Here is a 15,350-nt window from a genome sequence, read left to right on the forward strand (position 1 = left end):
CAGAGAAGGGAAAATATAGTACACAGCGTATAAGATTTAACTCCAATTCTTCTGCTTAATTTTTTGTTACATACTTATAAATTTTTCCCACGGCTTACTTACTCCCAGTCAAAAAAATGAAAGGAATAATTGCTGTGTGAGGATCTTGGCGCAACCTAGCCAAAACGGTGTAGCCATCCATATCTGGCATTTGAATATCGCAAATCACTAAGTCGGGTAAATGCTGTTGTGCTTTCTGGATACCAGCTACTCCATCTTCAGCACCTATGGTGTCAAAACCTTGAGCCTCAAGAACCTCTAAGAAGAGATTGCGAGTAACAGCATCATCTTCAATTACAAGAATTTTTTTCGACGATTCGTATCTCATTTTTCCATCACTAGGATTTTTGTGGCAGGGAATGATGACCAAATTTTATGCCGAGTCATTTGTTAAAAAAGTTATGTGTGTTGAGTTGAAAATGATTATTAATTAACAACTCAGAACACTACCATTAGGAAACCAGCAAATCTCTAATTCTGGCTATAGCACCAATGAAGAGTTAGATTGAACTAACGTAATAAAGGCCAGAATCAATATCCCTAGTCACTCGGTTAAATAAGTCAGTGCTATAGCCATTGATGAGTTGCTAATCATAAATTTCTAAAATCATCATGGTGCTATTGGCTATTTATAAAGAAATGGAATTCAAAAGAATCAGAAGTTATTTAATGCTTTTAAAGATAATTTTAACAATAAAAAGAGAAATTTTTATATTGGTAATATAAAGATATTATTGCTAGATACATAAGTAAGCACTATCTTAGTGTTCATTCAATATTAGAAGAGTAAAATAGTGTTTATTCTTACTGACAGATAATTATTTTTTATAAATTAAAACCAAATATATAAGACTTGATATAGTCAAAATTACAATATCAAAAAACTACCTTTTTTATCCTTTTGACTATATTAATAAAATTAAGGGCAATATCTGATGTTTATGCTTTAACTTAATTCACATAGATATACATAACTGACTTCAACCCATTAGATATAACAATAATGCAGTTTTTAGCCATCTTCAGCAATTTATCTCTGAGAAAGATTTTGATCATCTCTTTTAAAGTTATATCCAAAAATGCAATAAGTAATATGCTGCAAAACTCTATGCTAATTTTGATTTTAGCTAATCATTTATAACTGTTATGCAATCAAGATAAAAACCATAAGCCAAAAACTTTAGTGCATAATAAAATAATTTTGTCAATTCTAATTTAGATATATTTGTTCTAAGATTTATAGTTTTAATAAGTAAATTATTGCTCATTAATTTAACTGACCCTAAATTTGCTCACTTAGGTATCTAATAACATGATTGGACAGCTTGTCATCTGTCACAAGGAGTAAATTATTTTTATCGCTCATGCACTTATAGCTTACAAATATTCCAAAAGAAATAGGAAATATTAAGTAAGGATGTATTGATAAATACAATTTATGATTTTTTTGGTACTTATACCTTCTGAAAGGTCTAATTTGAGGACATTGCAAGAGAAGTTCAATAAAATCACATCTCTTTACTACATATATAAAACTTAATAAATTCCATATCACCTTTCCAAAGTCTAAGTTGGTTTGACGCTAATGAAAATAAATAAGATTTCAAAAGCGAAAAAATAGACATATCTATCAAAAAATCGTTCATATACTCCTTTGCTAAAGATTGAGTAAGCTTAACGAAGAAGCAGCTTCTGCAATACGGTTTATCTGTAAGAGCGGGTTTAACAAGATATTTTATGATCCTGGTTAATCCCGCCCCTACTTTCAATATAAAGTTGTAATAGTTATTAACTTTATTTAATTTAACTTAAGCATTATTTTGTAATCTTGTTATTTCAGATATGGACAATGCTCTTGAAGAAATTGTAGCAAATGATGTGATTCGTAGAGTCAAATATTAAACATTTATAATAGTTAATCATTTTTAGAATAAGTCCGGCTGGTATTTATTGTAATAGATGGGCAGACATCAAAGCTAGATAACTTGCTGGATTGGAGAAAGTAAAAATAAGATAAATGTTGCCAAATACAAAACAAGTTTTATTTACATGCAAGAGCGTATTTTATGACTCAAAATCTCACTGATTATCAAACAGAAACGGTTAAAAAAATCAACAATGAACAAATTGAGCAAATTCTCAAAGCGATTATTGCTGGGAAATATTCCTGGGCATGTGTTTTAATTCTGCGTTTTGCTGGGTACAATCCCATAGACTATATACCTTACCGCACCTACATTCGACTGCTCAAAAATAACTGCTTAGTCGAAAGTTCAAAACAAGATACAACTGATACTAAGGCTGTAGAAGCGTTAAGCCTAAAATCGACCTGGCTTCATCTTTGAAAATAAAAATAATCAAGATAGAAAGATTAGTATAAATGAATGTCAGAAATTGAGGCTATTTCAAGGAAATTGACCACAAAGTTCCACGAGGCAAGGATGAAGACTGAAAACTTTAAATGTCCGGTTATTTACAGATATATATTTGTTAAAGGCATTTTCTCAAAGGCCAATTAAGAAGAATATCTGTTAGATAGCCTGAAATTTTATAATTCATACTTTTTTGGTCACGCCATCCTTAGCAATTATGACTTACCCAGTTACTACCCCTAATAATTATTTGCAACCTACTCTGAAAGAGATTATATGGCAGAAAAAGCATGAAGTTGCACAAATCCAGCAAGAGATGTCTTTGGCTTCTTTGCAACGCCAGTTAGCTGCTACGCCGACTGTGCGAGATTTTATCTCTGCTTTGCAACAGAGTCATTACCAACCTTCTATTATTGCAGAGGTGAAAAAAGCATCCCTAATTCATGGAATTATTAAAGCAGACTTGGACTCAGTAGCGATCGCTAAAGCTTATGAACGTGGTGGCGCAACTTGTATCTCTGTCTTCACCGATCAGAAGTTCTTTTATGGCAGCTTTGAAAATTTACGCACCATCCGCTACCGGGTAAAATTGCCTCTACTGTGCAAGGAGTTCATTTTAGATCCCTGCCAAATTTATTTAGCACGGGCAGCAGGCGCAGATGCAGTACTATTGATTGCGGCAATTCTCTCAGATAAGGAACTTCAAAACTTTTTGCGAGTGATTCACTATTTGGGAATGAATGCTTTGATAGAAGTCCATACTTTAGCAGAACTAGATCGGGTGTTAAAGCTTGATGATGTACGCCTAATAGGAATTAACAATCAAAGTCTAGAAGATTTTAGCATCAATATTGACACAACTAAGCAACTACTAGCAGCTAGGCGATCGCAACTACAAAGCTTGGGTATTATCGTTGTTAGTGAGTCTGGCTTGTATACACCTGCTGATTTATCCCTTGTAGCTGAAGCTGGTACACATGCCGTTATACTTGGCGAATCTCTAGTTAAACAAGAAGATATACAACAGAGTGTGCGTAATCTGCTCAAACCTACAGCTATTTTCAGATAAATAGAGCAAATTCTATATATCTTTCTTTGCTGCACTCTTGCTTCTCTAATCAAGCTTTTTGGGATTAGCGTAGACGCGGAGGGGCTTATCGTCAGACATCGCTCATTGAAAAGCAGATGTTGTAATTTTGGTGTATAGTGTAACCCTCGACTTTAACAGATTTTGGGTTGACACTTTATAGACTGGCTGAAGATTCATAAATTTATACGGAATTAATACCAGCAACACTGAAATTGATAGCAACAACATCACTTATGAGCAAAATTATGAACACAACTAAAAGATATTTTTTACCACTGATTTTTGTGACAATGGTTGTCAGTCTCAGCAGTTGTAATTCTAACCCCACCGCTCGTAAAATTGACAGTCCAACGCCATACTCTACAACAACACCAACGAATACCGTATCTTCTCAGACTTCTAGCCAAATTCCTAGCGTAGCTCAGTTGAGAGAAAAATCTCCTAATCAAGCATCTCCTAAAGAAAATACGCCTTCCTCATCAATTCCTAAACCTGTCACTAGCAAAACTACTAATGTCACGCTATACACAAGTGATACCCAGTGTCAAGAATTCATTCCTGAAAAAGTTTCAGTACCAGCCGAAGAACCAGTTACAAACGTAGTAAGTAAGATTTTAGAAAAACGAGATACAAGCGACTTTAGCTTGTCTGGATATCGCGTCAATATCAAAAATGGCGTTGCTACAGTTGATCTCCGAATATCTCCGGAGTCAAAGCGGCAAATAGCTTCTCTTTCTAGCTGTGAACAGTTTGCTCTATTTGGCAGTCTCCGCAAAACCTTAACGAGCAATAGTCAATGGAATATTAAAGAGGTTCGCTTCACTGAACGAGGTGAGGATATTGTTCTTTAGCTAAAGATAGTAGTAAGTGCCGTCATTAGCTAGCTAAAAAGATTTTCAATCTGAACAGCCACAGGACTTATAGATCAGCAGTTGCCAAAACAGTATATGTTTTAGCCAATTGAAAACATCTGTAAATAGTGGTATAATTTACATCAGCCTTAAGTTTATGGCAGCAATTCGCGGGCGTAATTCAGTGGTAGAATGTCATCTTCCCATGGTGAACGTCGTGGGTTCGAGTCCCATCGCCCGCTTTAAAATTTAGAATCTAAACTACCAATATAATTGTTTCTGTTGGTATGGTTGGTTTTGAGTTTGTGGAACCAGACTTCACTCGGCTTCTAGAGTCTGCGATCGCTATCACTACACTACAAATACTACAGGTTGCCCATAAAGCGACGAAATTCAATAGACTAATATTCCTATTGGGAATTGTCAGATGCAGGGAGTAAAAACGTCTAGACGCTCGCTAATAGATGACGGCTAATGGTAAAAAACAATTAGCGATTAGCAATTAGCACTATGGCAAATTTTCTCCAACCGCCAAGATTACGCATTGGTCAAGACACTGAAGAAGAACGACGCGCCACTTGGCTAGAACTTTTTTATGATTTGGTTTTTGTAGTTGCAGTTTCTCAACTCGCCCACAATCTCAACGAGGATATTTCTCTATCAGGATTATTTGGGTTTGTAGTTCTATTTATACCAGTTTGGTGGTCATGGATTGGTACCACATTCTACGCCAACCGTTTTGATAGCGATGATGTAGGACATCGATTACTGATTGGTATACAAATGCTCACAGCAGCAGCAATGGCTATTAATATCCACCACGGCTTGGGTGAGAGTTCCCCTGGTTTTGCCATTTCTTATGCTCTGGGCCGGGCTGTACTTGTAATAGAGTATATCCGTGCTGGAAGACATATTCCCTCCGCACGTCCTTTAACTACTCGCTACGCTATTGGTTTTGCGATCGCAGCCTTGCTTTGGTTGATATCAGCATTTATACCCATTCCTTGGCGGTTCGGATTTTGGACGTTAGGAATCATTATTGACTTTGCTACACCTTTAACAGGATACAAGTTTCAAATGGGGTTACTTCCCCACGCCTCCCACTTACCAGAACGTTTCGGGCTATTTACCATTATTGTCTTAGGTGAAGCAATCATTGCAGTGGTCAATGGTGTTTCTGAGCAGAAATGGGATATTTTAACAGTGATTTCTAGCGTGTTTGGTCTGATTATCGCCTTTAGCTGGTGGTGGGTTTATTTTGATAATTTGGGTGGTAAACCTATTGAGACGGCGCGGAAAGAAGGAAAGGTCAGTGTTGTCAATCTCTGGTTATACACCCATTTACCGCTAGTGATTGGGATTACTGCTGCTGGTGTTGGTGTAGAACAAATTTTGGTGAGTAAGGCAACTTTAGCATTACCCGATTCCCAGCGATGGCTCATCTGTGGCTCAGTAGCATTATGCTCTCTAGCTGTCAGTATTCTTCACCGATTTGGAGTGATCCGTTATTGCAAAATTCGTTCCCAGTACCGACTTGGGGGTGCAGTTATGCTGCTAGCGATCGCTATCTTTGGCAAAGGTTTGTTACCTGTTGCAGTCATTGCCCTTGTAGCAGTAGTTTCTGCTGTCCAAGTCGTTCAAGATTTGTATCAGAGTCGTCCCACTACCCGCTTGGTTGACCCGGAAATTTAGTTTAGGGACTTCCAAGAAATAAATTATCCAAAATTATTTATCAATTTGTAGGGGCGCACAGCTAGCTGTGTGCCCCTACTCAATTCATAGCCGTCTATCAGAGGTAGCAGAACCAAACGAGGAATGTCATCATTAGAAGATGTACCTTTAGGTATTTAAGTCAAGTAGGCGAAATATTTATTAATATTATAAATAGGCAGTGTAAATTCAACGGCAGGAGTCAGAAAAGAATTCTTAGTGGCAGGTATTTCGCATTAATCATCAAATTTATCAACAACGGGATAGAAGCTCATGAAAGACCAGAAACCATCAGACTCTAAGCAATTCGTCGGAAATCTCAAGAACGGGATTTGGCTGTTTGGACTGTCATCCTGGGTATTTGGGATTACCGATCGCAGTATTGCTTCATTTGCAGATGGCTATCTATCAGCTTTAGACTTGACGCAACTATTCACTGCGGCTACATTCTTTGTGGCGTGGCTATTTTTGAAACCGGCATCCAGAGTCTAAGATCGGTGGCTGGTTGAGTATCGAGTCACTCTTAACGCTAGTACTGTCAAGATTCGGAAAGTTAGGATATCGTCAGAGTCGGGCAAGTAAGCTCGTGGATTGTACTTATGATGGGTTCGGGAATTTTCACCATCCAGACTTCTCAAATTGTTGCTAGATTGGATCTTTTTCCTTTTAAGGTGAGAGTTATAGCTTTTTTGATTTGGGTGTATCTAAAAAAATTTTCTAATTTTCCGGAATTGATTATGCTCAGGTGGTAGTCTCTATCAGACAAGCGATTTATACTGAAACTCTATAACGAAACCTTCGGGGTATATAACCCCATATTAAAAGCCCGGTCATGAAGACCGGGCTTTTATTAACACTTAGGAGTTAGGAATTGTTCTTAACTCCCAACTACTAATTAAATTAGGCAAAAGCAGCAGTTGTTACATCGTTATTCGATAGAATTTCTTGCAACTCTTCGGCATCTACCGTTTCTTTCTCAACCAACATTTGGGCGATTTGATCTAAAATGTGACGGTTGCCTACTAACACTTCTTTAGCGCGTGTATAGGCTACATCCACAAGTTTACGCACTTCTTCATCAATGGCGGCGGCAGTTTCTTCAGAGAAATCACGCTCTGACATGATATCCCGTCCCAGGAACATGTTACCTTGTTGACGACCAAGGGCAACTGGGCCTAAGCGATCGCTCATCCCAAATCGGGTAATCATCTGACGCGCAACCCGTGCTACTTGCTGCAAGTCATTAGAAGCACCAGTGGTAACTTCTTCTTCACCAAAGATTAATTCTTCAGCAATCCGACCACCCAAAGCCACAGCCATCTGATTTTCCAGATAAGCGCGGCTGTATAAACCAGTGTCCATCCGGTCTTCGCTAGGGGTAAACCAAGTTAAACCACCAGCACGACCGCGAGGGATGATGCTAATTTTTTGTACTGGGTCATAGTCGGGCATTAAAGCACCAACTAAAGCGTGACCGGCTTCGTGATATGCCACCAAGGTTTTGCGCTTCTCGCTCATTACCCGGTCTTTCTTCTCTGGCCCAGCTAATACGCGATCGATTGCGTCGTTGATTTCATCCATTGAAATCTCAGTCAAATTCCGGCGTGCTGCCAAAATTGCGGCTTCATTCAGCAGGTTGGATAAATCTGCACCAGTAAATCCAGGGGTACGACGAGCGATTTTATCCAAGTCCACATCTTTCGCCAAGGTTTTGCCACGGGCGTGAACCTTGAGAATTTCACTGCGTCCGGCATAGTCGGGACGGTCTACCACAACTTGACGGTCAAAGCGACCAGGACGCAACAGTGCTGCATCTAGAACATCAGGACGGTTGGTAGCAGCAATAATGATGATGCCTGTATTACCTTCAAAGCCGTCCATTTCGGTTAGCAACTGGTTGAGGGTTTGTTCCCGCTCATCGTTACCACCGCCTAAACCGGCACCCCGTTGACGACCTACTGCGTCAATTTCATCGATGAAGACGATACAAGGAGCATTGGTCTTAGCTTGTTCAAACAAATCGCGGACGCGGGATGCACCTACACCGACGAACATTTCGACAAATTCTGAACCGGAGATTGAGAAGAAGGGTACACCTGCTTCACCAGCTACGGCACGCGCGAGGAGGGTTTTACCTGTACCAGGAGGGCCAACTAACAACACACCTTTAGGAATTTTTGCACCAACGGCGGTAAAGCGATCGGCGTTTTTCAGGAAGTCTACAACTTCGTTTAATTCCAACTTGGCTTGGTCAATACCAGCGACATCGCCAAATGTCACCTGAGTTTGTGGTTCCATTTGCACTCTGGCTTTGGATTTGCCAAAGTTCATCGCTTGGCTGCCTGGGCCACTTTGAGCGCGACGTAGTAAGAAGAATAAGCCAACCAAAAGCAATACAGGGAAAAATAAGCTGCTCAGTGCCTTAAACCAAAATCCTTCGTCGGTTTGGGGCAATACAGAAATATCAACGCCTTTAGAAGTCAGAGTATTAATCAAGTCTGGATCGTTGACTAAGGTAACAATCCGTTTAGCTGGGTCATATTTGGGTGTAACCAGTGCTGTGGAGCGATCTGCACTCAAACTGACTTTTTCTACTCTGCCTTGCTGAACTTCTTGAATAAAGCGACTGTATCGCCATGTCTCTCTGCTTTGGGGTTGTTTGTCAAAAAATGCTGTTCCCAGCGCAATGACGACAATAAACAGCAGCGCGTACAGCCCTGCATTTCTCCATCTTTTATTCACTAAGGTCTATCCTCCGGTATTTTTCGCGCAATCGCCTAGCTTCTCTGCTCGGAAAGGTGATTATTAAGAATTATGTTAACTTATCTTAAGATATAACAAATTTGGCGTGGTTGTCATGCTAAAAAAAGCTCCCTTATTAGCTGAAAACTATGATGGTAGGGATTACATTGTAGCGACCCTGAAGGCAGATGAACGGTATGAATGGGAATAATTTCTACCACACTATTAGTGTAGGCGATCGCTTCAAATCTCTGGACTAACTCGGCACTCCAAGTTTCTTCTCGCACTGGCTGTTGGTGCTTTTGCAACCAGTTTACAAGTTGCGATCGCACAATTCCCGGCAAAATTCCGGCCTTTATTGGTGGAGTGTACCAACTGCGATCGCACCATCCCCAAAGGTTGCCTGTACTGGTTTCTAGCCAATTTCCTTGAGTATCGACTAATATTGCTTCTTGAGCATCTGAGCTAGTTTTTGCCAACCAAGCACTTAAATAATTTCCAGTTTTATGAGAAGGGAGAGAGCGAGAAAATTCAGGACTGGTAACAGCGCATAAGGTACCATTTTTTTGTTTTTCTGTCAAATTTTGTGGTAATAATCTACCAGTTATCCATTCCCGTCCATCGGGAAAGAGAGTAATTCTGAGAACGGGGAAGTGTGCAAGGAGAATTTGAGCGCCTTGAAGTAGACGCTTCCAGTCTGGTTGCTGCCAACCAAAAGATTGGATTGAGAAAAGTAAGCGATCGCAATGTGCTTGCCAATTAGTTAAATTACTATCTAGGGAGTTCTCATAAACCCGCAACGTTGTAAAAACGGTAGCCCCATAAAGTAAACCCGGATCGTTAATGTTTAGTTCTAGGGTTTGAGAGTGAATTAATTTGCCGTCATACCAAAAAATATTATTTGTCACAACCAAATTGCTTATCGTTACAACTACATTGAAAAGTGATGACTTGTAATACTCATACGCTGCATGAGATAAAACCTGTGAGCTGCAAATCGCTGAACACCAGAATCAAGACTCAGGTGTTTACACTCATGATTTCTGGCATATTCAATTAGCCACTGAAATAACTGCTGACCATAGCTATGCGATCGTTTCAACTCATCAACAACTAAATCATCAATGTATAAAAACCTACCCAATGCTAAACAAGTAGAAATGCGAAATCCAGTTACTGCTACAGCTTGCTTTTCTACCTCCAAAAATGCAAGTTGATATCCTTCTTTCATTTGATATCGAACTTGTTCTACAAAGTTATCCTGCTCAAGGTGAGGGCGCAACTGAGAGATAACAGGAAAACACCCTAATATTTGAAAGTCAGATTCTGCCAATTGTATTGACATCAGTATTACCTTACTCAATCATGTATGAAAAACTTGAAAATAATTGAGCGAATATAATCCTCTATTACACTTGCAATATTTAATCTTTAGGGGGAAATATAATTTTATTAGTCCCTTCGGGAGTTGTAACTATTTTTCCTCCCAAAGCTTCGATTTCCTTAATTGCGCGTTTCTGAGTTCTCTCATCAGCATGATTATTTAAAACCATTGACCATGTAGAAATTTGAGCATATTTACTATTAGGATTTCGACTCAGAAATTCCGCAGTTCTTTGGGAAGTATTAGCTATAAGCTGACTCTCTGGATCTGAAAATTTACTCGCCCAGTTTGCCGCCATTGCAAAAGACTGTTGGGCAGCTTTAGCATTGCCTAAAAATAATAACTCATCGACTCCTTTATAACGCCAAACATAATAAGACCTTTCGGGAACTGAGGGAGATATTGATTTTAAGCCTTTCTCTGATAGTGCGATCGTGCGTTCTGGCATAGCAGCATACAATGAAGTACTGATAGAAAGACTCCGATACGCTGCTAAAAATCGTGGGTCACGTTCTAAAATTACTTCAAAATATTCTGGACTTAAACTGTAACCTGTTTTATCCCGAACTTCATCATCTCCGAAGTACTGTAAGAAATTGAGATATACCAAATCTGCAATTAAATTTTTATAACTAAAAGTAGGCATTTTTTTGAGAAAACTCAAACGGAGATGTTCTGATTTTATTTCTTTTTTTAGAGTCTCTAAAGAGGCAGATTTTTTACTATCTATAAGTGTTTGCAATTGAAGGAATTGAATCAAGCCAATTCCTAAAATAGACACACAAATTATCAAAGGTGTAGCTATGGCTTTACGCTGTAACAACATATTTTTCTTGTCTTATCAGGCAGAAGCAACTCATTATATATAATATACTTCTTATAAAATTACTCAGCTATGTAGTCACAGAAGAGTATCTATTGAGCAGCTACTATCGCAGTCTATCTTTACTTCAAGAGAAACTGAAAACGGGTAGAACCGCAAGCCAAGCTCAAAGTATTATATTATACATGACATAAGTATGTATGGCATGATTTATGCTTTCTTATTTGCAAAATCTAAATAAATTATTTTCTTTTTTGAGATTAAATTAGCTGCTACAAATTCTAGCATTACTTTTCTTAAGTTCCTTTGATATTACTGAGTTTTGTTAAGTAACAGTAGTAAGATTTAGAACATCATTTAAAATAAAATTTTGTTCGCAATTAGACCTGTTGTGTCCTTAATCTTATGCTAGATACTGTAGTTACGAACAACTTGGAAAATAATAGTCTATCGATTCAGGCAAAAAATAGTGATTTTAAAACAATAGTTACTAATCTTAATGCCGATAAAAAAGGACTGGATGTTGATGAAATTATTGATGCCATCAAAACAGTAATAGTTGAAGCTATTGATTTAAAAATTACTACTTGGGTAGCAGAGTCATCTGATCAGCAACAAAATGACATAGAAGTAGCCAAACCAGGTAATCGAATATATACCCGAATTAATCTTGTTAGTGGTGATATCCAAAATGAGATTGGTAGTCAATTTACTGATAGTGGCCCCTATAAAGAAATTCGCGAATTTCATTTGACTCAAATTAGAGATGGTCGGGAGATTATTCACAAGAACATAGAAAGTGTGGAAAAATTGTATGGATTTTTTATGGAAATTGTGAAAAATCGCAAAAAATCAGAACTTTAAGCATTCTTTGTTAATTACCCATTTAAGCTAAAATAGCTACCGAAACCTAGCCAAATCGTTAAGTTTATTTACTTATATCTAGCTATTAATAAAATGCTACAGCCAGAACTGTGAGAGGGTGAAACTATGGCTAATAATATTCAAACTAAAGATCAAAATGGTATTCAGACTCGAAACCGAAATGTTGCTCAACCTCAAGATATCCAAAACCAAGCTAGAGTCTTGTTAAACAATTTAGTATCTTCTGTACAGACATTAGTTTCTGACATCACAGCCTTAGAAGTAAATACGATGGTTGTAGATAGAATTAATGCTTCAAAGTTTAATGCTTGGGAGGCATATCAAGAAATTTATTCTATACACGATCCTGACTACTTTAAGGCAAAAGGTATTCCAGAAGAAGGTTCTCAAGCTCAAGAACTGCATAAGCGTTATAGAAGTCTATTTAACCAAATTGAAAGAGAATATTTTTACCTTCTTCTTGAAGAAGGGTCAGATTTTTATAATCCACAGGATGAGCGAGTAAAACGATATCGCCAGAGGCTTGAATATGCGAAGAAGCATCAAACAAACCTAGTCGAAGCCGATCAGGAGCATGTTAAGCTAGCTCAACCAATACTACCTGCTCCAACTCCCATTCTTGATGACAAAGATGGAAACAATCAAGAAGATTGGGTTGAAACTTTTAAAGAGATTCAAAGACTTTTAAATAATGATAAATTTGTTCGTACTTTACGTAAAATGTATGAACTTAAAGCTGCACTTGATGGTGGTAATGTGAAAAGTACCAAAACTGATATTATTTTTGCTCAAACTGTCATGCAGTTAGATGGAGATATTATTACTCGTTACCATAAAGAACTGTTTACTCTATCTGAAGACGCGAAAAATCTCATCATTAATACACATAATCAAGGAGTTATTTCTGGAGAAAAGCAGTGGCGTGGAACATTTAGTTTTTTGATTAGTTTGGTACAGGGTATCGCAAATTTATCTCGATAATGAACGCCAACATAACAAAAACAGACAACCAAGCTGATGTTGTACTCTCTCTATTTCTACAAGTTCCTCAAGGCGATCGCTTTGAACTTAAGGTTGAGCGATCGCAGTGTAGTTTTTACCTAAATGAGACAGTTGTAGAACAGATTCAGCAAGCACAAAAAACTGGTGTTTCTCTATACATTCCGCCAAAACTGATAATTCCTCTTTTGTATTACGCCTGTTTCGGCAAGAATGTTGTTTTCGGAAATAAAAAAGAAGTTACTGAAAAAGAAGTTAGTAATTTTTTTTACGTTACTGTTATAGTCAATATTATAAAATCTTTTCTGAGTAAAACTGCACGGGGCAAAGCAAGTTTAGAGTCTGGACTCACTTTTAATTCTTACTATGAGCAGCCTGAATCAGTTTCAGATACTTATAAAGAGAAAGATATTATTTTGCAAAGCACTGTCCTTCTTCATGGTGATATATTCCACAAAATCAAGTTGGATTTTATACAAAATTCCAACTGTTCCACAATTATTTCTGCTCATTATTGGCTAACCGAACAAATACTAAGTTGCTTTCGGACTAAACTAAATCCGCTAGTTTGGGAGATAGCTTCCCTATTTCCTGCTGGTTTGATTGTCTCCAGTTTATATACAGCAAACGCAATATTATCAATATTTGCTTTCATAGGCTTCACTATACTATTTGCTACTACTCGCTATGTACTTATAAATCAGCTTCAAAGACGTACTTCCATCAACTCTAAATTTATAAATTGGTTGGCATGGACGCTGATTTGTATTATACCTATCTTTGTTGTTAGTGCTATTCATAGTTTTAGGGATGTTAATGCATTATTTTTGTCATTCTTGTCACTTATTGCCCCAAAAATTTCAGAGTACATTTTAAATTTTATAAGACCAATATCTGGAAAATTTATCCTACGTCGGTTACTATCGAATGTAAATTAAGCATAATGCAAAACTCCTCTATAAATTCTTAAGAGGAAACTCTTAAACGAAGCTAGTTTAGCCAACTCTTACAACAAGTTAGCTTTTTGATAATTTTTAGTTTTTTAATATTTGCCAACAATGTTGAGCGATCGCCCAATCTTCTTGAGTATGAATCACTAATATTCGCACTGTTGAGTCAGTTGTCGCAATATCTTCATCCACTGGCTGTTGTTGATTTTTTTCAATATCAAGTTTCAATCCCAAAAAACCGAAGGCTTCACAGGCGGCTTGGCGAATTTCCGCAGAGTGTTCACCCACACCTGCTGTAAACACCAGAGCATCTAATCCACCCAAGCTGGTAAGCATTGCACCGATACCAGAACGCAGACGATGCACGTAGATATCCCATGCCAATTGAGCGCGGGAATTACCTTGAGCGTTGGCGTAGCCCGTCGTAGACATCGCTTCTCTCACCTCACGCATATCGCTAGATACACCCGAAATTCCCTTTAATCCAGAAGCTTTATTTAATATCTCATCCAACTTTTCGACGGAATAATCGCAATACCGCAACAGATAAATCAGAATTCCCGGATCAACTGAACCAGAACGACTACCCATCATCAATCCTTCTAAGGGCGTGAATCCCATTGTGGTATCAATACTGCGGCCGTTTTTAATTGCTGCTAAAGAGCAACCATTGCCCAGATGACAGGTAATTAACCGCTCAGGTGGAACATCGCGATCGAGGATTTGGGCAGTACGTTGGGAACAGTATTGGTGACTGATACCATGAAACCCATAGCGACGAATACCTTGCTCTACCCACTCATAAGGGCCGGGATAGATTGCTGCTGCATCAGGGAGAGTGGCATGAAATCCAGTATCAAAGACTGCTACTTGGGTGACATCTTTTAAGATTTCTTCAATTGCTTCTATACCTTCCAAGGCAACTGGATTATGTGCTGGAGCGAGATTAGATAAGCTAGCGATCGCCTTTTTGACATCCTCCGTAATTACCACACTATCTCGATAATCCTGTCCACCATGTACTATCCGATGCCCAACCACATCGATATCTGACAACCGATCTATTACTTTTGTAGCACCATCACTCAGAGTATGAAGCATATAGGTGAGGTGTGCCTGTGGGGAATCATCAGAGATGGTTTCTTGCAGTGTTGCACCTGTAGCAGTTTTCACCTCAATTTCGGCCACACCGCGATCTTGAGTCCAGTTGATTTTCCCTTCCCAAAGGGGTTGAGATGCTTGGGTGGAGAAAGCCTCATCTGTAATCTCATACAGACAACTTTTTTGGGTACTCGATCCGGCATTCAGCACCAATATCTTCATAGGACGACATAAAAACATGATCTCCTTTGATCATGTCACTAAGTGTAGCCTAATGCTTCTTGTATATAGGGATAATATGTAGCAAAGGTGTGTTTCCATAATTAAAATTTGTTGAATCTATACCTTGGATATGTTTTAGGTAGAGGAAATTCCTCTAAGTAAAGCTGCGTTGCCTCTCTCAA

The 15,350-nt window shown here is 38.3% G+C and carries 13 protein-coding genes, 1 tRNA gene and 1 pseudogene; 9 read left to right on the top strand and 6 right to left on the bottom strand.

Translation table 11 applies throughout. The features are described from left to right. Window positions 1-100: 100 nt before the first annotated feature. Window positions 101-367: pseudogene (locus tag H6G86_RS08745) on the bottom strand (response regulator); the annotation flags it as partial. Between the two features lie 1,738 nt (window positions 368-2,105). Between H6G86_RS08745 and H6G86_RS08750 the strand changes: the two are divergent. From H6G86_RS08750 to H6G86_RS08775, 6 genes are all read left to right on the top strand, one after another. Then, entirely contained in the window at window positions 2,106-2,384 is a 279-nt protein-coding gene (locus H6G86_RS08750; RefSeq protein WP_190933994.1) for a HetP family heterocyst commitment protein, read from the top strand. Window positions 2,385-2,628: 244 nt separating this feature from the next. Then, entirely contained in the window at window positions 2,629-3,480 is an 852-nt protein-coding gene (gene trpC / locus H6G86_RS08755) for an indole-3-glycerol phosphate synthase TrpC (protein ID WP_190933995.1), read from the top strand. A 254-nt stretch (window positions 3,481-3,734) separates the two neighbouring features. Continuing rightward, window positions 3,735-4,352 carry a GerMN domain-containing protein gene (locus H6G86_RS08760; protein ID WP_190933996.1) on the top strand — a complete coding sequence of 206 codons (618 nt, stop codon included), beginning with the start codon at window positions 3,735-3,737 and terminating at the stop codon, window positions 4,350-4,352. Window positions 4,353-4,522: 170 nt separating this feature from the next. Next, window positions 4,523-4,594: transfer RNA gene (locus H6G86_RS08765), tRNA-Gly, on the top strand. Window positions 4,595-4,862: 268 nt separating this feature from the next. Beyond that, a complete protein-coding gene (locus tag H6G86_RS08770; protein WP_190933997.1) occupies window positions 4,863-6,044 on the top strand; it encodes a low temperature requirement protein A in 1,182 nt (393 codons plus the stop codon). A 291-nt stretch (window positions 6,045-6,335) separates the two neighbouring features. Beyond that, window positions 6,336-6,554, top strand: a complete 219-nt coding sequence (locus H6G86_RS08775) for a hypothetical protein (protein WP_012411184.1) — start codon at window positions 6,336-6,338, stop codon at window positions 6,552-6,554. Window positions 6,555-6,962: 408 nt separating this feature from the next. Here H6G86_RS08775 and ftsH3 read toward each other — a convergent pair whose 3' ends face one another. The 4 genes from ftsH3 to H6G86_RS08795 form a co-directional block, all read right to left on the bottom strand. Continuing rightward, window positions 6,963-8,804, bottom strand: coding sequence for an ATP-dependent zinc metalloprotease FtsH3 (gene ftsH3 / locus H6G86_RS08780; protein WP_012411183.1), 1,842 nt, complete (start codon window positions 8,802-8,804; stop codon window positions 6,963-6,965). A 113-nt stretch (window positions 8,805-8,917) separates the two neighbouring features. Then, window positions 8,918-9,712, bottom strand: a complete 795-nt coding sequence (locus H6G86_RS08785; RefSeq protein WP_313930744.1) for an aminotransferase class IV — start codon at window positions 9,710-9,712, stop codon at window positions 8,918-8,920. Window positions 9,713-9,735: 23 nt separating this feature from the next. Beyond that, window positions 9,736-10,149, bottom strand: coding sequence for a GNAT family N-acetyltransferase (locus H6G86_RS08790; protein ID WP_190933998.1), 414 nt, complete (start codon window positions 10,147-10,149; stop codon window positions 9,736-9,738). Window positions 10,150-10,228: 79 nt separating this feature from the next. Next, window positions 10,229-11,014, bottom strand: coding sequence for a hypothetical protein (locus H6G86_RS08795; RefSeq protein ID WP_190933999.1), 786 nt, complete (start codon window positions 11,012-11,014; stop codon window positions 10,229-10,231). A gap of 402 nt (window positions 11,015-11,416) precedes the next feature. Here H6G86_RS08795 and H6G86_RS08800 point away from each other — a divergent pair, with 402 nt between their 5' ends. The 3 genes from H6G86_RS08800 to H6G86_RS08810 all read left to right on the top strand — a co-directional run bounded on the left by H6G86_RS08800 (window position 11,417) and on the right by H6G86_RS08810 (window position 13,833). Continuing rightward, window positions 11,417-11,875 (top strand): hypothetical protein, encoded by a 459-nt coding sequence (locus tag H6G86_RS08800; protein WP_190934000.1) that lies wholly within the window; start codon window positions 11,417-11,419, stop codon window positions 11,873-11,875. A 126-nt stretch (window positions 11,876-12,001) separates the two neighbouring features. After that, a complete protein-coding gene (locus H6G86_RS08805) occupies window positions 12,002-12,877 on the top strand; it encodes a DUF8581 family protein (RefSeq protein WP_190934001.1) in 876 nt (291 codons plus the stop codon). After that, on the top strand, window positions 12,877-13,833 hold the full coding sequence (locus H6G86_RS08810; RefSeq protein ID WP_190934002.1) for a hypothetical protein: 957 nt from the start codon (window positions 12,877-12,879) through the stop codon (window positions 13,831-13,833). The genes H6G86_RS08805 and H6G86_RS08810 overlap by 1 nt, the downstream gene beginning before the upstream one ends. Before the next feature lie 96 nt (window positions 13,834-13,929). On the opposite strand, the gene H6G86_RS08815 is transcribed toward H6G86_RS08810, so the two are convergent. Then, window positions 13,930-15,168, bottom strand: coding sequence for an acetate kinase (locus tag H6G86_RS08815; RefSeq protein WP_190934131.1), 1,239 nt, complete (start codon window positions 15,166-15,168; stop codon window positions 13,930-13,932). Window positions 15,169-15,350: the final 182 nt, after the last annotated feature.

Origin of the sequence: Nostoc sp. FACHB-133 (genome assembly GCF_014698055.1) — a bacterium.
Classification (GTDB): domain Bacteria; phylum Cyanobacteriota; class Cyanobacteriia; order Cyanobacteriales; family Nostocaceae; genus Nostoc.